The 20,588-nt window shown below is 60.6% G+C and carries 14 protein-coding genes; 8 read left to right on the top strand and 6 right to left on the bottom strand.

Annotated features, from left to right (window positions below):
* Positions 1–660, bottom strand: a complete 660-nt coding sequence (locus QMK54_RS09425) for a GntR family transcriptional regulator (RefSeq protein WP_110660871.1) — start codon at positions 658–660, stop codon at positions 1–3.
* Between the two features lie 277 nt (positions 661–937).
* Between QMK54_RS09425 and xdhA the strand changes: the two genes are divergently transcribed.
* From xdhA to guaD, 4 genes are all read left to right on the top strand, one after another.
* A complete protein-coding gene (xdhA, locus tag QMK54_RS09420) occupies positions 938–2,392 on the top strand; it encodes a xanthine dehydrogenase small subunit (RefSeq protein WP_223593534.1) in 1,455 nt (484 codons plus the stop codon).
* Entirely contained in the window at positions 2,385–4,784 is a 2,400-nt protein-coding gene (gene xdhB / locus QMK54_RS09415; protein WP_320402396.1) for a xanthine dehydrogenase molybdopterin binding subunit, read from the top strand. The genes xdhA and xdhB overlap by 8 nt, the downstream gene beginning before the upstream one ends.
* Before the next feature lie 139 nt (positions 4,785–4,923).
* A complete protein-coding gene (gene xdhC / locus QMK54_RS09410; RefSeq protein WP_110660868.1) occupies positions 4,924–5,781 on the top strand; it encodes a xanthine dehydrogenase accessory protein XdhC in 858 nt (285 codons plus the stop codon).
* 23 nt (positions 5,782–5,804) lie between these two features.
* Positions 5,805–7,109 carry a guanine deaminase gene (gene guaD / locus QMK54_RS09405; protein ID WP_110660867.1) on the top strand — a complete coding sequence of 435 codons (1,305 nt, stop codon included), beginning with the start codon at positions 5,805–5,807 and terminating at the stop codon, positions 7,107–7,109.
* A gap of 156 nt (positions 7,110–7,265) precedes the next feature.
* On the opposite strand, the gene QMK54_RS09400 is transcribed toward guaD, so the two are convergent.
* On the bottom strand, positions 7,266–8,030 hold the full coding sequence (locus tag QMK54_RS09400) for a GntR family transcriptional regulator (RefSeq protein WP_008050187.1): 765 nt from the start codon (positions 8,028–8,030) through the stop codon (positions 7,266–7,268).
* Positions 8,031–8,376: 346 nt separating this feature from the next.
* On the opposite strand from QMK54_RS09400, the gene QMK54_RS09395 reads away from it, so the two are divergent.
* Entirely contained in the window at positions 8,377–9,591 is a 1,215-nt protein-coding gene (locus tag QMK54_RS09395; protein ID WP_110663096.1) for a benzoate/H(+) symporter BenE family transporter, read from the top strand.
* A 110-nt stretch (positions 9,592–9,701) separates the two neighbouring features.
* Here the strand turns inward: QMK54_RS09395 and QMK54_RS09385 are convergent, their stop codons facing one another.
* Positions 9,702–10,046 (bottom strand): YggL family protein, encoded by a 345-nt coding sequence (locus QMK54_RS09385; protein ID WP_007971486.1) that lies wholly within the window; start codon positions 10,044–10,046, stop codon positions 9,702–9,704.
* Between the two features lie 234 nt (positions 10,047–10,280).
* On the opposite strand from QMK54_RS09385, the gene dacB reads away from it, so the two are divergent.
* On the top strand, positions 10,281–11,741 hold the full coding sequence (dacB, locus tag QMK54_RS09380; RefSeq protein ID WP_110662780.1) for a D-alanyl-D-alanine carboxypeptidase/D-alanyl-D-alanine-endopeptidase: 1,461 nt from the start codon (positions 10,281–10,283) through the stop codon (positions 11,739–11,741).
* A 137-nt stretch (positions 11,742–11,878) separates the two neighbouring features.
* On the opposite strand, the gene QMK54_RS09375 is transcribed toward dacB, so the two are convergent.
* Together QMK54_RS09375 and rlmKL are read right to left on the bottom strand one after the other, a co-directional pair.
* Positions 11,879–14,278 carry a diguanylate cyclase gene (locus tag QMK54_RS09375; RefSeq protein WP_320402395.1) on the bottom strand — a complete coding sequence of 800 codons (2,400 nt, stop codon included), beginning with the start codon at positions 14,276–14,278 and terminating at the stop codon, positions 11,879–11,881.
* Between the two features lie 198 nt (positions 14,279–14,476).
* The gene (rlmKL, locus tag QMK54_RS09370; protein ID WP_223593528.1) at positions 14,477–16,747 is read right to left on the bottom strand and encodes a bifunctional 23S rRNA (guanine(2069)-N(7))-methyltransferase RlmK/23S rRNA (guanine(2445)-N(2))-methyltransferase RlmL; all 2,271 of its coding nucleotides are present in this window, start codon (positions 16,745–16,747) and stop codon (positions 14,477–14,479) included.
* A gap of 529 nt (positions 16,748–17,276) precedes the next feature.
* On the opposite strand from rlmKL, the gene rmf reads away from it, so the two are divergent.
* A complete protein-coding gene (gene rmf, locus QMK54_RS09365) occupies positions 17,277–17,492 on the top strand; it encodes a ribosome modulation factor (RefSeq protein WP_003223300.1) in 216 nt (71 codons plus the stop codon).
* 309 nt (positions 17,493–17,801) lie between these two features.
* Here the strand turns inward: rmf and QMK54_RS09360 are convergent, their stop codons facing one another.
* Positions 17,802–18,821: a quinone-dependent dihydroorotate dehydrogenase gene (locus tag QMK54_RS09360; protein WP_223588281.1), complete on the bottom strand. Its 1,020-nt coding sequence runs from the start codon at positions 18,819–18,821 to the stop codon at positions 17,802–17,804.
* Positions 18,822–19,132: 311 nt separating this feature from the next.
* On the opposite strand from QMK54_RS09360, the gene QMK54_RS09355 reads away from it, so the two are divergent.
* Positions 19,133–20,554, top strand: coding sequence for a hypothetical protein (locus QMK54_RS09355; protein ID WP_320402394.1), 1,422 nt, complete (start codon positions 19,133–19,135; stop codon positions 20,552–20,554).
* Positions 20,555–20,588: the final 34 nt, after the last annotated feature.

Genomic DNA, 20,588 nt, shown 5'->3' with positions numbered 1-20,588 from the left:
TCAGGCGTCCGTCAGAGCGGAGATCACCAGATCGCAACTGCGCTGGGCGTAAGCCGTCAGCACCACGCGAATCTGCGCGAAGTCACGGGCGATCACGGCGGCAAGCAGGCGTTCGAACAGCTCCAGGTACTCGCTCATCGACGCCTTGCGCTGGTCCAGGGCAAGGAAATAGGCACGGCTCATGGCCGGCTGCAGATTCTCGACGGTTTCCTGCAAGTACGGGTTGTTGGCGAACGAGTACGTGGCGCGCATCACGCTGAAACTGTCGTCGACGAAGGCATGGATGTCCTGGCGCTCGTAGCTGGCCGCCAGGCGCTGCTGAATCTGCACGAACGGCGCCAGATCGGCCTGGACTTTCCAGCCATTGGCCACGGCATTGGCGAGCAGGATGTACATTTCGCTCATCAGCGTGCACAGGCTCTGCACCTTGTGCGGGGTGAGTTCCGTCACATGAGCGCCACGGCGCGGCAGGATCGCGATCAGGTGCCGACGCTCGAGGATCAGCAAAGCCTCGCGGACCGAACCACGGCTGACATTGAGGGCCAGCGTGACCTTCTGTTCCTGGATGCGCTCCCCGGGCTTCATTTCGCCGCGAATGATGCGTTCGGCGAGGTGGTGAGCGATTTGCTCGGCGAGGCTGTCCGGCGCCTTGAACGTCATGGTTGTCCTTCAAACTCTTCGATCTGTACAAGCGGCGCAGTGTAGCGCAATTGCCGCATCAGGGCGGAGTGCCCGCCCTGAGGTTTTTTGGCACGATTCAAGCAAATTCAAGCAAAAAGGCAGGCTAACGAACCAGCGACAATAATTAACCAACAGGTAGTTGATCGACAAAATGCATTTTCCTGACCTTTAAGTCAGAAAATCATTGACCGAAAAGTCAGACCTGCTAAATTCGGTCCTATCGGTTAACAACAATAATGAGTCTGCGAGGCCTTCCGTGATCCAGTTTTTACTAAACCAGGAACTCCGTAGCGAGCACGCCCTGGACCCGAACCTGACCGTGCTCAATTATCTGCGCGACCATGTGGGCAAGCCCGGCACCAAAGAAGGCTGCGCCAGCGGTGACTGCGGCGCCTGCACCGTGGTGGTTGGCGAATTGCAGACCGATGATGACGGTCGCGAACACATTCGTTATCGCAGCCTCAACTCGTGCCTGACCTTCGTGTCGTCCCTGCACGGCAAGCAATTGATCAGCGTTGAAGACCTCAAGCACAAAGGTGAACTGCACAGCGTGCAGAAAGCCATGGTCGAGTGCCACGGCTCGCAATGCGGCTTCTGCACTCCCGGTTTCGTGATGTCGCTGTTTGCCCTGCAAAAGAACAGCGACGCACCGGATCATGCCAAGGCCCACGAAGCACTCGCCGGCAACCTCTGCCGCTGCACTGGCTACCGGCCGATCCTGGAAGCCGCCGAGCAGTCCTGCTGTGGCAAACAACCGGATCAGTTCGATGCCCGTGAAGCCGAGACCATCGCGCGCCTGAAAGCCATTGCCCCGACCGATATCGGCGAACTCAACAGCGGCGACAAACGCTGCCTGGTGCCGCTGACCGTGGCCGACCTGGCCGACCTCTACGACGCTTATCCACAGGCCCGCCTGCTGGCCGGCGGTACCGACCTGGCGTTGGAAGTGACGCAGTTCCACCGCACCTTGCCGGTGATGATCTACGTCGGCAACGTCGCCGAGATGAAACGCATCGACCGTTTTGACGATCGCCTGGAAATCGGCGCCGCCACCTCCCTTTCCGACTGCTACGAGGCCTTGAACGCCGAGTATCCGGATTTCGGTGAATTGCTGCACCGCTTCGCCTCCTTGCAGATCCGCAACCAGGGCACCCTCGGCGGCAACATCGGCAACGCCTCGCCGATCGGTGACTCGCCGCCGCTGCTGATCGCACTGGGCGCGCAAATCGTCCTGTGCAAAGGCGAAACCCGCCGCACCATGGCCCTGGAAGATTACTTCATCGATTACCGCGTCACTGCGCGCCAGGAAAGCGAGTTCATCGAGAAGATCATCGTGCCGCGCGCCTGCGTCGAAAAACTGTTCCGCGCCTACAAGGTGTCCAAGCGCCTGGACGATGACATCTCTGCTGTCTGTGCCGCCTTCAACATTCGCCTGGAAAACGGCGTAGTGGCTGAAGCCCGCGTCGCCTTCGGTGGCATGGCGGCCATCCCGAAACGTGCCGCTGCCTGCGAAGCCGCGCTGCTCGGCTCGCCATTCAACAACGCCAGCGTTGAGCGCGCCTGCGCTGCCCTGGGCGAAGACTTCACGCCGCTCTCGGATTTCCGCGCCAGCAAGGAATATCGCCTGCTCAGCGCGCAGAACCTGCTGCGCAAATACTTCATCGAACTGCAAACACCGCACATCGAGACTCGGGTGACCGCTTATGTCTAATCATCATGCCGTAGAGAAGACCCAAGCCGAATTGGCTGAACTGTTCGCCAAGGACCTGACCACCGGTGTCGGCCGCAGCGTCAAGCACGACAGCGCCGCCAAGCATGTGGCCGGTGAAGCGCAGTACATCGACGATCGCCTGGAGTTTCCGAACCAGTTGCACGTCTATGCACGCATGTCGGACCGTGCCCACGCCCGCATCATCAGCATCGACACCGCGCCGTGCTACGCCTTCGAAGGCGTGCGCATCGCCATCACCCACGAAGACGTGCCGGGCCTGAAAGACATCGGCCCACTGATGCCCGGCGATCCGCTGCTGGCCATCGATACTGTGCAATTCGTCGGTCAACCGGTGGTCGCCGTCGCCGCGAAAGACCTGGAAACCGCACGCAAGGCCGCGATGGCCGCGATCATCGAATACGAAGACCTGGAACCTGTGCTGGACGTGGTCGAAGCGCTGCGCAAACGCCACTTCGTACTCGACAGCCATACCCATAAGCGTGGCGATTCAGTCTCGGCGCTGGCCACCGCCGAGCACCGCATACAGGGCACGCTGCACATCGGCGGCCAGGAACACTTCTACCTGGAAACCCAGATCTCTTCGGTGATGCCGACCGAAGATGGCGGCATGATCGTCTACTGCTCGACCCAGAACCCTACCGAAGTGCAGAAGCTGGTAGCCGAAGTACTGGACGTGTCGATGAACAAGATCGTCGTCGACATGCGCCGCATGGGCGGTGGTTTCGGCGGCAAGGAAACCCAGGCGGCCAGCCCGGCGTGCCTGTGCGCGGTGATCGCGCACCTCACCGGCCAGCCGACCAAGATGCGCCTGCCGCGCGTCGAAGACATGCTGATGACCGGCAAGCGTCACCCATTCTACGTCGAGTACGACGTGGGCTTCGACAGCACCGGCCGCCTGCACGGCATCAACCTGGAACTGGCCGGCAACTGCGGTTGCTCGCCTGACCTGTCGGCGTCGATCGTCGACCGGGCGATGTTCCACTCGGACAACTCGTACTACCTGGGTGACGCGACCATCAACGGTCACCGCTGCAAGACCAACACCGCGTCGAACACCGCCTACCGTGGTTTCGGCGGCCCGCAGGGCATGGTCGCCATCGAAGAAGTGATGGACGCCATCTCTCGCCACCTGGCCCTGGATCCTTTGGCGGTGCGCAAGGCCAACTACTACGGCAAGACCGAGCGCAACGTCACCCACTACTACCAGACCGTCGAGCACAACATGCTCGAAGAGATGACCGCGGAGCTTGAAGAAAGCAGCCAGTACGCCGAGCGTCGCGAAGCGATTCGTCGCTACAACGCCAACAGCCCGATCCTGAAAAAAGGCCTGGCGCTGACCCCGGTGAAATTCGGTATTTCCTTCACTGCCAGCTTCCTCAACCAGGCGGGTGCCCTGGTGCACGTCTACACCGACGGCAGCATCCACCTGAACCACGGCGGCACCGAAATGGGCCAGGGCCTGAACACCAAGGTCGCGCAGGTCGTGGCTGAAGTGTTCCAGGTGGAAATGGACCGCGTGCAGATCACCGCGACCAACACCGACAAGGTACCGAACACCTCGCCGACCGCCGCTTCCAGCGGTGCCGACCTGAACGGTAAAGCCGCGCAGAACGCCGCCGAAACCATCAAGCAACGCCTGGTGGAGTTCGCTGCCCGCCAGTACAAGGTCAGCGAAGAAGATGTGGAATTCCACAACGGCCACGTGCGGGTCCGCGATCACATCCTGACCTTCGAAGCGCTGATCCAGCAGGCGTACTTCGCCCAGGTGTCGCTGTCGAGCACCGGGTTCTACAAGACTCCGAAAATCTACTACGACCGCAGCCAGGCTCGTGGTCGTCCGTTCTACTACTTCGCCTTTGGCGCGGCGTGCTGCGAAGTGCTGGTCGACACCCTGACCGGCGAATACAAGATGCTGCGCACCGACATCCTCCACGACGTCGGCGCCTCGCTGAACCCGGCCATCGACATCGGTCAGGTCGAGGGTGGTTTCATCCAGGGCATGGGTTGGCTGACCATGGAAGAGCTGGTGTGGAACAACAAGGGCAAGCTGATGACCAACGGCCCGGCCAGCTACAAGATCCCGGCCGTGGCGGACATGCCGCTGGACCTGCGGGTGAAGCTGGTGGAAAACCGCAAGAACCCGGAAGACACAGTGTTCCACTCCAAGGCCGTGGGCGAGCCGCCGTTCATGCTCGGCATCGCCTCGTGGTGTGCGATCAAGGACGCCGTGGCGAGCCTGGGCGATTACAAACATCAACCGAAAATCGACGCACCGGCGACCCCGGAGCGCGTGTTGTGGGGCTGTGAGCAGATGCGCCAGTTGAAGGCGGCGAAAGCGGCCGAAGCTGAAGTCGAGTTGGCTCCGCTCTAGGACCGAGGTGACTGGATCGCCAGCAAGCCGGCTCCTACAGACAGGCGGTGCGTCGCGATTTTGCGACCGACACGAAACCTGTAGGAGCCGGCTTGCTGGCGAAGACGACCGAACAGACAACGACGATGTCGAGGTGAACATGTACAACTGGATCGACGCCCTCGCCGACCTGCAAAACCGCGGTGAACCCTGCGTACTGGTCACCATCATCGAAGAGCTCGGCTCGACGCCGCGCAACGCTGGCTCGAAGATGGTCATCAGCGCGAACCAGGCCTTCGACACCATCGGTGGCGGGCACCTGGAATACAAGGCCATGCAGATCGCCCGCGAGATGCTGGTTAGCGGCAAGCAGGACACCCATCTTGAGCGTTTCAGCCTCGGCGCCAGCCTCGGCCAATGCTGCGGTGGTGCAACCGTTTTGCTGTTCGAACCGATGGGCCAGGTGCAGGCGCAGATCGCCGTGTTCGGTGCCGGCCACGTAGGCCGCGCCTTGGTGCCGCTGCTGGCCAGCCTGCCTTGCCGGGTGCGCTGGATCGATTCGCGGGAAGATGAATTCCCCGAGCAGATTCCCCACGGCGTGCGCAAAATCGTTTCCGAAGAACCTGTGGATGAAATCGATGATCTGCCTGCCGGCAGCTATTGCATCGTGATGACCCACAACCACCAGCTCGACCTCGAACTCACCGCTGCGATCCTCAAGCGCAACGACTTCGCCTACTTCGGCCTGATCGGTTCGAAGACCAAACGCGTGAAGTTCGAACACCGCCTGCGCGACCGTGGTTTCGACAGCAGCGTCGTGCAACGCATGCGCTGCCCGATGGGCATCGGCGAAGTCAAAGGCAAGTTGCCTGTGGAAATCGCCATCTCCATCGCCGGCGAAATCATCGCCACCTACAACGCCAATTTCGGCCAGCAAACGTCCAGCGCCGAACCGATTGCCAAACTGCTGCCCGCTTCACGCCGCAGCCACGCTTCGAAGCAAGCCGCCTCGAACTGACAAGCCAGACATTGAGAACTCACATGCCTTTGACTCGCAAAGCCTACCGCGCCGCCATCCTGCACAGCATCGCCGACCCTGCCATCGTTGGTATCGAAGCCTCCTACGAGTATTTCGAAGACGGCTTGCTGGTTGTGGATAACGGCCAGATCAGCGCCCTCGGCCACGCCAGCGAACTGCTGCCGACCCTGCCGGCCGATATCGAAATCACCCACTACCAGGACGCGCTGATCACCCCTGGCTTCATCGACACCCACATCCACCTGCCGCAAACCGGCATGGTCGGCGCCTACGGCGAGCAATTGCTGGACTGGCTCAACACCTACACCTTTCCGTGCGAAAGCCAGTTCGCCGACAAGGCCCACGCCGACCAGGTCGCGGATATTTTCATCAAGGAACTGCTGCGCAACGGCACCACCACGGCGCTGGTATTCGGCAGCGTACACCCGCAATCGGTGAACTCGTTCTTCGAAGCGGCCGAGCAGCTCGACCTGCGCATGATCGCCGGCAAGGTGATGATGGACCGCAATGCCCCGGACTATCTGACCGACACCGCTGAATCCAGCTACGTCGACAGCAAGGCGCTGATCGAACGCTGGCACGGCAAGGGTCGCCTGCACTACGCGGTCACCCCACGCTTCGCACCGACCAGCACCCCGGAACAGCTGACCCTGGCCGGCCAGTTGCTGACCGAATACCCGGATCTGTACATGCAGACCCACATCAGCGAAAACCTCAAGGAAATCGAGTGGGTCAAGGAACTGTTCCCGGAGCGCAAGGGTTACCTGGACGTCTACGATCACTACCAGTTGCTCGGCGAGCGCTCGGTGTTCGCCCACGGCGTGCATCTGTGTGATGACGAGTGCGCGCGGCTGGCGGAAACCGGTTCGGCCATCTCGTTCTGCCCGACCTCGAACTTCTTCCTCGGCAGCGGCCTGTTCAACCTGCCGATGGCCGAGAAGCACAAGCTCAACGTCGGCATCGGCACCGACGTGGGCGGCGGCACCAGTTTCTCGCTGCTGCAAACCCTCAACGAAGCCTACAAGGTCATGCAGCTGCAAGGTGCGCGCCTGAGCCCGTTCAAGTCGCTGTACCTGGCCACCCTCGGCGGCGCCCGCGCGCTGCGTCTGGAAGACAAGATCGGCACCCTGCTACCGGGCACCGACGCCGACTTCCTGGTGCTGGACTACAACGCCACGCCGCTGCTGAGCTATCGCTTGCAGCAGGCCAACAACATTGCCGAGACGTTGTTTGTGTTGATGACGCTGGGGGATGACCGGACTGTGCTGCAGACTTATGCGGCGGGGAATCTGGTGCATCAGCGCTAAGATTTTTCCGGGCATAAAAAATCCCCCGCAATCGTTAGATTCCGGGGGATTTTTTATGCCCTGTAGGAGCGAGCTTGCTCGCGATGAACCCAAGGGCACCACTGGGTATCAGGCTTCCCGCGTAATCGTTAACGACCATCGCGAGCAAGCTCGCTCCTACAGCTTCGCGGTGGAACGCCCAGGCTTCTTGGTCTGCAACAAATGCGAGAACACCGCATGCAGATCATCCGACGCACTTTCCTCATCAAGGTTGAGCTTGCTGTCGATGTGATCCATGTGATGCATCATCAGGTTGACCGCCAGCTCAGCGTCGCGCTTCTCGATGGCGTCGATCAACTGGGTGTGCTCGTCGTAGGAGCAATGGGAACGGTTGCCGCTTTCGTACTGGGCGATGATCAGCGATGTCTGGGACACCAGGCTGCGCTGGAAGCTGATCAACGGCGCGTTTTTCGCCGCTTCGGCCAGTTTCAGGTGGAATTCGCCCGACAGGCGGATGCCGGCACCACGGTCGCCACGGGAAAAGCTGTCGCGCTCGTCGTTGACCATCTGGCGCAATTCGGCAATCTGCTCGGCGGTCGCGTGCTGAACGGCCAGTTCAGTGATCGCGCGCTCCACCAGACGGCGGGCCATGAACACCTGACGGGCTTCTTCGACGCTCGGGCTGGCGACCACGGCGCCGCGATTCGGACGCAGCAACACCACGCCTTCATGGGCCAGGCGCGACAAGGCGCGGCGAATGATGGTACGGCTGACCCCGAAAATCTCCCCCAGCGCTTCTTCGCTCAACTTGGTGCCGGGCGCCAGACGCTGCTCGAGGATGGCCTCGAAGATATGCGCGTAGACAATATCGTCCTGGGTACCGCTGCGGCCGGCTTTACCAGCTCGCGGTTGTTTCTTTAGGGGTTGCAACTGTTCGTTCATGGGCACTCGAGTCGGAAGAACTGCGGCGAATTGACCGTGACTGTAATACGGCACAGTGGGTCGCTGGCAAGTATCGCGTAAAAAACACTGCGATTGTACACAATGGAGGGTGGCAACACGACTGTACGGCTGAATGTTGCCTCGGCTGTATCGCAACGACCCATTACGTTTGAGTTTAGGCTTTAACGCAGAATCCGCAGCGTTTGCATCACTGTAGGAGCCGGCTTGCCGGCGATTCGGTCTTGAGGCTTGCGCCAGGCTCAAGGGCGCCATCGCTGGCAAGCCAGCTCCTACAGAAGGTTGTGTTGCTGCGGACATCTTCATCCGTAAAAGGAACACCACCGTCATGAACGACGCCACGCACACGCTGCTCCGCCCGTTGGCCGACACCTCGCCCTCGGCCATCGTCGCCGGGTTCATTGCCATGATGACCGGCTACACCAGTTCCCTGGTGTTGATGTTCCAGGCCGGGCAAGCGGCGGGCCTGAGCAGCGGGCAGATTTCTTCGTGGATCTGGGCGATCTCCATCGGCATGGCGGTGTGCTCCATTGGCCTGTCCCTGCGTTATCGCACGCCGATCACCATTGCCTGGTCGACCCCCGGCGCCGCGCTGCTGATCACCAGCCTGGGCGGCGTGAGCTACGGCGAAGCCATTGGCGCCTACATTACCTGCGCAGTGCTGGTGACGATTTGCGGGCTGACCGGCAGCTTCGAACGGCTGGTGAAAAAGATCCCTGCCTCCCTGGCCGCCGCCCTGCTGGCGGGGATCCTGTTCAAGATCGGCAGCGAGATTTTCGTCGCCGCGCAACACCGCACCGCCCTGGTACTGGCAATGTTCGTCACTTATCTGCTGGTCAAGCGCCTGTCGCCGCGTTATGCGGTGTTGGCGGCATTACTGATTGGCACCGCTTTGTCAGGCTTCATGGGGCTGCTGGACTTCAGCGGTTTTCACCTGGAGGTGGCTACACCGGTGTGGACCACGCCGCACTTCTCCCTGGCCGCAACCATCAGCATCGGCATCCCGCTGTTTGTCGTCGCCATGACCTCACAGAACATGCCTGGCATCGCCGTACTGCGCGCCGACGGTTACACGGTGCCCGCCTCTCCGCTGATCACCACCACCGGCATCGCCAGTTTGCTGCTGGCACCGTTCGGCTCCCACGGGATCAACCTGGCGGCGATCAGCGCGGCAATCTGCACCGGGCCGCACGCCCATGAGGATCGCAACAAACGCTACACCGCGGCGGTCTGGTGCGGGATTTTCTACGGGATCGCCGGGGTGTTCGGCGCGACGCTCGCGGCATTGTTTGCCGCGCTGCCCAAGGAACTGGTGCTGTCGATCGCGGCGCTGGCGCTGTTCGGCTCGATCATCAACGGCTTGAGCATCGCCATGAGCGAAGTGAAGGAACGTGAAGCGGCGCTGATCACCTTCATGGTCACGGCATCGGGGCTGACGCTGTTTTCCATCGGTTCGGCGTTCTGGGGGATTGTCGCGGGGGTGGTGACGCTGGTGATCCTGAACTGTGGGAGCGAGCCTGCTCGCGATGGTCGTCAACGATAACGCTGGGAACATGACACCCCGCGGTGCTCTCAGGTTCATCGCGAGCAAGCTCGCTCCTACAAAAAAAGCATAAAAAAACGGCGACCCTTGGGTCGCCGTTTTTTAGAACATCAAGCTACCGGATTGATCGGCTTTTCCGGGTACCAGACGTCCAGCAGCGGGCTGACTTCAACGCTGGTCAGCTCGGTGCGGCCTTTGAGCCAGGCTTCAACGGCAGCGCGCTGTTCAGCGCTGACCGAGCCACGCTTCTGCAGGCAAACCAGACCGTAGTCGTCGCCGCCAACATAACCCAGGCCGTTGGCTTCCATGGCTTCTTTGAGGAACGCGTCGAGGAAAGCATCAATGGCTTCATCAGCCAAATCTTCTTTGAAATCCAGGTTCAGTTCGAAACCCAGCTCTTGAAATTCATCGACGCACAGTTTTTTGCGCAGACGCTGGGAACGGTTAGTCGCCATTGGAACAATCCTCTTAAGTAATAACGGGCGGCACTTTAGCAGTTTAAGCCGCCGATTGCCTGACTCTCTGGGCCACCACGCCTACCGTCGGTAAAAAAATAGCCGTTCAGACAGCCCGCGCACGGCACAACTCGTGACACCTTGGGGCATAATGCCGACACTTTCATGACCATTGAGGGAATTTATCTCCATGCCCTCATCTTTTTTCCCCTCGGCTGTAGGGTTTTATTTCAGATGATCAAATCTTTGCGTCCATTGCTGTTGGCCGGTTTTCTTCTCCCCCTGGCCCTTCCCGTTTGCGCCGCCCCCATCAATACCGCGTTGTCGCCCAACGTTGAAAAAGCCCTGAAAGCCAGCAAGTTGCAGGACAACGCCCTGTCGCTGGTGATGATCCCGCTCACCGGTCCCGGCACCCCGACGGTGTTCAACGCCGACGTCTCGGTCAACCCGGCGTCGACCATGAAACTGGTCACCACCTACGCGGCCCTGGAAATGCTCGGCCCGAACCACCAGTGGAAAACCGAGTTCTACACCGACGGCACCTTGAGTGGCGGCATCCTCAACGGCAACCTCTACCTCAAGGGTGGCGGCGATCCGAAGCTGAACATGGAAAAACTCTGGCTGTTGATGCGCGACTTGCGTGCCAACGGCGTCACCCAGGTCACCGGCGACCTGGTGCTGGATAAAACCTTCTTCGTGCAACCGCAACTGCCGGAGTTCAATGACGACGGCAATGACGAGAACAAGCCGTTCCTGGTCAAACCCGACTCGCTGCTGGTCAACCTCAAGGCGCTGCGCTTCGTCGCGCGCAATGACTCAGGCAAGGTACTGGTCTCGGTGGAGCCGCCGATTGCGAGCATCCGCATCGACAATCAGGTCAAGGCCCTCAACTCCAAGCAATGCACCGGTGGCGTGCGCTACAACCCGGTGGCTCAGGCCGATGGCACTGTGACCGTTACCGTCGGCGGTCAACTGGGTGAAGGCTGTAGCTCGCAGACTTACCTGTCGCTGCTCGACCACGCGACCTACACCGCCGGCGCCGTCCGCGCGATCTGGAAGGAACTGGGTGGCAGCATCCAGGGCAAGGATGTGCTGGCGCCTACACCGAAAGACGCCAAGGTCCTGGCCCGGGCGTTCTCGCCGGACCTGGCGGAAATCATCCGCGACATCAACAAGTACAGTAACAACACCATGGCCCAGCAGTTGTTCCTGAGCCTCGGCCAACGCTTCCGTACCGATGCCGATGGTGACGACGCCAAGGCCGCCCAGCGTGTCGTGCGCCAGTGGCTGGCTAAAAAGGGCATCACCGCGCCGCACCTGGTGATGGAGAACGGCTCCGGCCTGTCCCGTGCCGAGCGCGTCAGCGCCCGGGAAATGGCCTCGATGCTCGAAGCGGCCTGGCACAGCCCGTATTCTGCCGAATACATCAGCTCGATGCCGATTGCCGGCACCGACGGCACCATGCGCAAACGCCTGAAGACCACTGCCATGCGCGGTGAAGCCCACGTCAAGACCGGCACCCTGAACACCGTGCGGGCGATTGCCGGTTTCAGTCGCGACGTTAACGGTAATACCTGGGCAGTGGTGGCAATCCTCAACGACAAGGCCCCGTTCGGCGCTTCTTCGGTGCTTGATCAGGTGCTGCTGGACCTGTACCGCCAACCGAAAGTGCCGCAGACGGCTTCGGTGTTGTAACCGGCCCCTGAGAACCACGGAGATCTACTGTGGGAGCGGGCTTGCTCGCGAAGACGGCAGCACATCCAACAATGATGTGACTGACAAACCGCTTTCGCGAGCAAGCCCGCTCCCACAGGGTCAGCGTACAACCCGGGTTAGATCATTTCCTCTTCGACCCGGTCCCTTCCCGCCTGTTTCGCCGCATACACCCCCGAATCCGCGCGCAACAGCAAGGCATCGGCGCCCTCTCCGATCCGCCAACTGGCAATCCCGAAACTGGCGGTGACCGTACCGACACCTTCGATGGGTGAACTGCGCAGGCCTTGCCACAATTGCTGGGCCAACACATAGGCATGTTCGCCACTGATATCCGGGCACAGCACCATGAACTCTTCACCGCCCAGGCGGCAGAACACATCGGTGCGACGCAGCCGGTGGCCGATCCGTTCGCAGACCGCCTGCAACACCCGATCACCGATGGCATGACCATGCAGGTCATTGATCCGCTTGAAGTGGTCGATATCGAGCATGATCACCGACAGATCCCCACCGCCACGCTCCACCCGGGCCATTTCGGTGGTCAGGCGTTCCTGGAAATAACGCCGGTTGTGGATGCCGGTCAGCGAATCGGTGACCGACAACGCGCGCAACTCTTCTTCCACCCGTTTCATATCGGTAATGTCCGAGATGTAGCCGTGCCACAGCACACCGCCACCGGGCAGTTCCTCCGGAGTGGCTTCGCCGCGAACCCAACGCAAACCACGTTGCGGCAGCTGCACGCGGTACTCCTCGCGCCAGGGGCTGAGGGTGTCGGCCGAGGCGCGGATCGAGGCGCGGACACGGGTGGTGTCCTGAGGGTGAATGCGGGTGAAGATCGACTCGGCATTGAGCAGCAGCACATCGGGCTCCAGCTCATAGATCTCGCGAATGCCGTCGCTGGCGTAGATCACGCTGAAACGCCCGTCGAACTCCATCTTGAACTGGTAGATGCCACCGGGCACGTGGGCGCTGAGTTTCTTCAACAGCAGGTCCCGCGCTGCGAGCGCTTCGTGGACCCGTTTGCGTTCGGTGATGTCGATGCACACCGCCAGGTGCCCGACCCACAGGCCTTGCTCGTCGAGCACCGGTGTGGCGAGCATGTTGACCATCAAATGGCTGCCATCGCCGCGCACCAGCGTCCACTCCCGCGCCTCGTGGCCGCCCTCCACGCCGCCTTCGACCAGCATCGCCTGGCAGGTCGGCACCGGTTTGCCATAACGTGCGCTCAACTCCGCCGAGCGAGCGACCAATTCCCGGGGCAGGTGCAGGTTCTCCAGGGTCATATGGCCGACCACTTCGGCACTGATATAGCCGAGCATCTGCTCGGCACCGGCATTGAAGGTGCTGATGACGCCGCGCAGGTCGGTGGCGATGATCGCGACCTGGGTGGCGGCATTGAGCACGCCTCGCAACTGACCATGGGTGCCACGCAGTTCCTGCTCTCGATCGCGCAGCTCCTGGGTGCGTTGCTCGACCAGCCTCAACGCCCGCTGCCGCTGACTGACCAACACATACAGCAAGGCACTGAGCATCACGCTGAGCAATCCACCCAACACCACCAGGCTGGTTACCGAGGAATGGTTGGCCTGCACGAACGCATCGCTGGGCTGGATATCGACCTGATAGTCATGGTCGGCCATGCGCAACAGGCGCGTGGCGGACAATTCGCTGATGGCCGGCGGGTTGGGCGACTCGAACAGCACCTCGTGCTGGTCGTCGGTCGACAAATCGAGGATGCGCACCGAGAGATAGTCATGGCTCGCTTCCGGCAGTCCGTCCGCCAGCAACTGGCGCATGCTGATCACCGCCATGACATAACCGTAGGGCTTCGCGGCTGCGTGGTCCTGACTGTTGCGCTTGGTGACCGGCGCGACCAGCAACACGCCTCGCGCATAGGCCGGCTCGATACTCACCAGGTGCATTGGTTGTGATACCGCCATGCCGCCATGCCGATCAGCCCGTTCGAGCGTGGCACGCCGCAGCGGTTGGGCCAGCAAGTCGTAACCGAGGGGAGAACCGAGTTTGCTTTGCGTCTGGCTATACAGCACCGCTACGTACTCATCTCGCTCGCCGGCCAGTTGCAATTGGCCGGCGGCATTGAGCTCTCTCAGGGTGAAAGTGCTCAAGCCTTCGTCACTCGCTCGACGCTCGAACGCCGCCCGCTCGTCACGAGTGACCCGCTGGGCATAGGAGTACGCCTGGGTACGCAGCAGCAAAGGTTGGGTATAGCCGTCGAACTCCGCCCGGGACACCGAATCGGAGTTGGCGAAAAAACGGCGCAAGCCATCGAGGCGCTGCACCTGATCTTCAAAACGCTCTTCGATACGGCTGTAACGCTCACTGGCCAGCAGTTGAAAGCGTTGCCGCAATTGATGGTGAAACAGATTCAGCGTCGACCACGCCAGCAAGCCCGTGAGCACCCCACCGACAAGCAATACCAGCAACGCGACCAGCCAGGCCGAGACATCTTCGCTGATAAAACCCAGGATCTTGGGGCGCACGGCGTGCAACGACATAGAACGCAAACTCAAAACGCCAGGTGCGGGGAACCCCTTTGGCCATGAGTTGAGTTATAGCTATTAGCCACTAATTTGACCAGCACTGTAGGAGCGAGCTTGCTCGCGATGGTCTCAAGAACGCCGCGTGCATTCAGAAAGCTCGCGTTATCGTTATCGACCATCGCGAGCAAGCTCGCTCCTACAGGTATCCACGTATCAACGGGCCGTGATTTTCCAGGCACGATGAATCTTGGCGTTACGGGCAAAATCCGGATCGATGGTCTGGGCGGTGATCTCTTCGACCGCATAGCGCTCGCCGAGATTGGCCTCCAGTTCGAACTTGCGGAAGTTGTTGGAGAAGTACAACACACCACCTGGCGCCAGACGCGCCATGGCCAGGTCGATCAGTTGCACCTGATCGCGCTGCACGTCGAACACGCCTTCCATACGCTTGGAGTTGGAGAACGTCGGCGGGTCGATGAAGATCAGGTCGTACTCGTCACGACTGGCTTCCAGCCACGCCATCACATCGCCCTGCTCCAGGCGGTTCTTGTCGGAAAAACCGTTCAGCGACAGGTTGCGACGCGCCCAGTCCAGATAGGTTTTCGACAGGTCGACACTGGTAGTGCTGCGCGCACCGCCCTTGGCCGCATGCACACTGGCCGTCGCGGTGTAGCAGTACAGATTGAGGAAGCGCTTGCCGGCCGCCTCTTTCTGGATACGCATGCGCATTGGCCGATGGTCGAGGAACAGGCCGGTGTCGAGGTAGTCGGTGAGGTTCACCAGCAGCTTGATCCCGCCTTCGTTGACCTCGACGAACTTGCCCTGCGCCGCCTGGCGCTCGTACTGCTTGGTGCCGCTCTGACGCTCGCGGCGCTTGACCACCACGCGGCTCTTGTCGATGTTCAACGCCTGCGGAATCGCCGCCAGGGCATCGAACATGCGCGCCGAGGCTTTTTCCGGGTCGATGGATTTCGGCGCGGCGTACTCCTGGACGTGGACCCAGTCGTGATACAGGTCGATGGCCATGGAGTATTCCGGCATGTCGGCATCATAGACGCGGTAGCAGTCGATGCCTTCACGCTTGACCCACTTGCCCAGGGCCTTGAGGTTCTTTTGCAGGCGGTTGGCGAACATCTGCCCGCCTTCGCTCAGGCGCGGTTGCTCGACCACCGGAGCGGGTGCCGGCGTCGGCTTGATCGGGTTGCCGTTCTTGTTGAACTTGCGTTCCTGCGGCTCGTCCGGCGTCTGATCGTAGGCGGCTTGTTCACGCTCGACCTGGCGTTGCTCCGGGGTACGGCGCTCGCCAGTGACGAACTGGTCCGGCAGCACCTTGATCAGCAACAGCTTGCACGGCAAGGCGCCGTTCCAGAACGAATACTGTTTGTGGCTGCGGATGCCCATGCGCTTGCCCAGGTCCGGCGCGCCGGTGAACACCGCCGCTTCCCAGTTCAGGCAGGCCTGACGCAGGCGTTCGCCGAGGTTCTGGTAGAGGTAGAGCAGGCTCGCCTCGTCACCCAGACGCTCGCCGTACGGAGGGTTGCAGATCACCAGGCCTTTCTGGTTCTGGTCCGGGCGCGGTTCGAACGTCGCGACTTCGCCCTGGTAGATCTTGATCCACTCGCTCAGGCCGGCACGCTCGACGTTGTTGCGGCCCGGTTGAATCAGCCGTGGATCGGCTTCGTAGCCGCGAATCCACAACGGTGGCTTGGCCAGGCCGGCCGCCGCGCGCTCAGAGGCTTCTTCGTGGAGTTTTTTCCACAGCGCCGGCACGTGACCGAGCCAGGCGGTGAAGCCCCACTGCTCGCGACGCAGGTTCGGCGCGATGTCGGCGGCGATCATTGCCGCTTCGACCAGGAAGGTCCCGACACCGCACATCGGGTCGGCCAGTGCACCGCCTTCGGCCGCGATACGTGGCCAGCCGGAACGGATCAGGATGGCGGCCGCGAGGTTTTCCTTCAGCGGTGCCGCACCTTGCTGCAGGCGATAGCCGCGCTGGTGCAGGCTGTGGCCGGAGAGGTCGAGGGACAGAATGGCTTCGCCACGGTCCAGGCGCAGGTGAATGCGCAGGTCCGGGTTGAGCTTGTCGATGGACGGACGGTCGCCTTGCGGGGTGCGCAGTTTGTCGACGATGGCGTCCTTGACCTTCAGCGCGCCGAAATGGGTGTTGTCGATGCCCGAGCCATGGCCGCTGAATTCGACGGCCAGGGTGCCGTCATTGAGCATGTGGTCTTGCCACTCGATGTCCAGCACGCCGTGGTACAGGTCTTCGGCGTCCTTCATCTGGAAACGCTTGAGCACCAGCAGCACGCGGTTGGCCAAGCGCGACCACAGGCACAGGCGATAAGCGGTTTCCATGGTGGCCATGCCGCGCACGGCAGAGGTGTGTTCCCGTGCTTCCTCAAGGCCAAGCCCGATGGCTTCCTCGATGAGCAGGCCTTCAAGGCCTTTTGGGCAAGTGAGGAAGAGTTCGAAACGATCGGACATGGGAATTCCAGAACCTTTAGCTGAGTGACCGGGCAACGCATTGCCGGTCCGGTTTTCAATCAGGCGCTTTTCTCGAAGAGCGCCCGCGTGGCACGAAAGTGTGCCGCTCCACCCCTGCTGCCCGGGTTAAATGAGCTTAGATGCAAGGACAGATAAAAAAGTTGATGCAACAAAATGTCATAAGTCGACCCTTCGTCGAATAGTGCTTCCCGGCAACGGGAGCCATTCTCAGTAAAGGATTAAGCCCATCATCCAGCGCAGGGCTGATCATACCGGGGTTTGGCCAATAAATACGCTAAAAACACGCTGTTACTTATGGCCTTAGCACATGAATAGTTACGTGCTTATGACAAAACGATCATTCCCTCGATGTGACGCATTGGTTAGAACTCAATACAGGTTGGCGCCGCAATGACGCCAACACCTTGGCTCGTCACGCCGGCAACGAGCCCCAACGGCAGAGTTTTTCTGCCAGACCTCGATAGAGGTCGACGCGATAAATACAGTCAACAAGTGAGGGCTACACCCTATGAGAAGACTTAAGCGTGATCCGTTGGAAAGAGCATTTTTGCGCGGATATCAATATGGCGTTGGTGGCAAATCCCGTGAGCTTTGCCCATTTACTCTACCGTCGGTACGTCAAGCCTGGATCAACGGCTGGCGAGAAGGACGCGGCGACAACTGGGACGGTATGACCGGCACTGCGGGAATCCACAGACTCAACGAACTTCACGCCGTCGGCTAATTACAGGGCACAACACTCCGACACGACAATTTGACTTTGTACTGAATTAACCATGCGTGTCCCATCCGGACCGCGGGCTCCGGCCCAGGGGCTCCTTCAAGGAGCCCTTTTTTATGCCTGCTCAATTTCAGCGGCAAACCTTTGTGGCGAGGGGGCTTGCCCCCGTTGGGCTGCGAAGCGGCCCCAAAACCAAACAGCTCGGTGTGTCAGGTAAAACAGTGTGCAACGATTTACGACTGCTTCGCAGCCGGACGGGGGCAAGCCCCCTCACCACAAAAGCCCCCCACAAAAGCCCCCCCACAACAGTCTTCAGCGCAGCGCTGCGATGGCGTCTACCGACTCACGAATCAGCGCCGGGCCCTTGTAGATGAAGCCCGAATAGATCTGCACCAGGCTCGCGCCTGCGGTGATTTTCTCCGCCGCGTGCTTGCCTTCGGTAATGCCGCCGGCAGCGATGATCGGCAGGCGACCACCCAGCTCCGATGCCAGTACTGTCACGGTATGGGTGCTCTTGTCGCGAACCGGTGCGCCGGACAGGCCACCGGCCTCGTCGCCATGCTCCATGCCTTCGACGCCTACGCGGCTCAGGGTGGTGTTGGTGGCGATGACCGCATCCATGCCGGTTTCGATCAGCGCTTGCGCGACCTGTGCGGTTTCTTCGTCGCTCATGTCCGGCGCGATCTTGATCGCCAGCGGTACATGCTTGCCATGACGCAAGGCCAGTTCCGCGCGGCGCTCGGCCAGATCGGCCAGCAACTGCTTGAGCGAATCACCGAATTGCAGGCTGCGCAGGCCCGGCGTGTTCGGCGAACTGACGTTGACCGTCACATAGCTGGCGTGGGCGTAGACCTTGTCCAGGCAGATCAGGTAGTCATCCACGGCGCGTTCGACCGGTGTATCGAAGTTCTTGCCGATGTTGATGCCCAGCACGCCCTTGTACTTGGCCGCCGCCACGCGGGCCAGCAGGTGATCGACGCCGAGGTTGTTGAAGCCCATGCGATTGATGATCGCCTCGGCTTCCGGCAAACGGAACAAACGTGGCTTCGGGTTGCCCGGCTGCGGACGCGGGGTGATGGTGCCGATTTCGACAAAACCGAAACCCAGTTGGGCGAAACCATCGATGGCCGCACCGTTCTTGTCCAGCCCGGCGGCCAGCCCCACCGGATTCGGGAAGTCCAGGCCCATGACATTCACCGGCACCTTCGCCGGGGCCTTGCACAGCAAGCCGTTGAGCCCAAGACGCCCACCCGCGCCGATCAGGTCCAGGGACAGATCGTGGGAGGTTTCCGGGGAGAGTTTGAACAACAGCTGACGGGCCAGGGTGTACATGGGCGGGTTTGACTCGATTGACGGCGAATTGAGCCGGCGATTATAGCCGGGCCAGTACGTTGCGGGCGAGAAACCCGGTTAATTAGAACGCATTTTTGCGGCTAACCGTCGCAGGTACCGCGCGCGAAGCGTTATTTGATAGTCCCAGCAGCGCAAGAGGCTGAATGATCGCAAGCAAGCCCCTCCGTCATACAGAGCGAAACATGCCTATATCATCAGTCGGATCAACAACCTCATTTCCAACCCAATCTGCTGCAAACGCGACCGTATCCCCCTCTCAAACCATTCGTCGGGATCACACGAGCATAGACATGGAAGGTTGCTCACAGGACATCGCCAAGGGGATCACCGAACATTCAAACGCCCCTTACGAGCGCACAGTTCCATTGCAAATGAATGACGTAGTAATCGCAATGGAGAACCTCACCCAAGAACTCAAAGTCGTTATTGCAGAAGAACTAGAGAACACCCCTGCCCAGGCTCAAGAGTTTGTGCACAACGTCGTATCGCTGATGGATGGTGACCCCGATGGTGTCAATCGGGCAAAAGGCCACATCGCCCTGCATATCGATGATTCGTCACCGTTCGAAGGCTCAATGCATCAGCAGGGGACCAGCATCGCTCTACAACGCGCCCAAACCATCGTTGACTCCCTTGGCGAATTGCTGGGCAAACTGGGTCGCAACGAATTCGAAGGAGATCTCGGACGCCTGGCCAGCAACCTGACGATTAGCGGCCTTCGAACCGGGCTCATCGTGGGTACCCTGACAACGATCCGCCAACTGATCGGATTTGCCCTGGAAAAATGCCTGCAGTCCAACGCCGCCTCCCCGCTGACACGCAACGTCATAGGCGGAGTTTCTCTGATGATCGGTCCGGCGCTGAACATCCTTGGCGCGCTTCGGGATGAATGCAACGGCACGGCAAACACGCAAACGCGACTGTCACGACTGGTCACTTTGTCGTTATCGTTGGCCGCATTCACAGTTGCACTGGTCACGCCGCAGGCGCTTCCCGCCCTCGCCTCATTCGGCCCGCAGATGGCTTTCTTCACCTTGGCCCGCGACCTCACACAGGTGTTTGTTCCTTTGAACGACAACGCGCAAATCAATCCGCCGGGCACGGCAGCCAATGCAGGCCTGTACGGAGCCTTACAGTTTCTTCTCGGTACAGCCATGGATCAGACAGCGCCCAACTCAGGCGCCGGATATGCCATGTCGGCCGGTAGCGGGCCATCTTCTGCCGATGACGGGTTCGCAGCGCAACTGATGAACTGGATGCAACACGCGAGTGACACATTAAACACAACCCCGGAGACCCGGGCAGCAGAGATCCTTGAATCCCTTGTTCCAGTTCTAGGGCACGATATTTTGCGGGGTGTCTACAATGCGGGTGTTGAAATCATAAGCGACGTGGCAGGTGGCGAAATAATGCACGGGTTCCAGGGCGAAGGAGCGCCTGATGGCTTTCGAATGACTTTCGCCCCGCGTGTCCCCTCCTTCTCACAAGTAGCCGATCAATTTCTGACTACCTCAGCAATGCGAACCTCGTTCGGCGGAGCGATCATGGCTGCGGCGATTTCTGCCGGGACTTACTTTGGCAGTCTAGGTTTGTCCGCTTCAGCGGTAAATCACGCGGTCAATGCTGTGGTAGCCGCCGTCGCCATCGCCGGCTTACCAGGTTTTTTCTACTCTCATCAGGGCAATAGTCCAGTGGACAATACAACCATTTAACCCATTCGGTGCGTTCCGTCATTTCCGGCGGGAC

The sequence above is a fragment of the Pseudomonas sp. P5_109 genome (assembly GCF_034009455.1).
Taxonomy (GTDB): domain Bacteria; phylum Pseudomonadota; class Gammaproteobacteria; order Pseudomonadales; family Pseudomonadaceae; genus Aquipseudomonas.
Note: the sequence above shows the minus strand (reverse complement) of the source record. Positions and strands in the feature narration are given on the sequence as shown.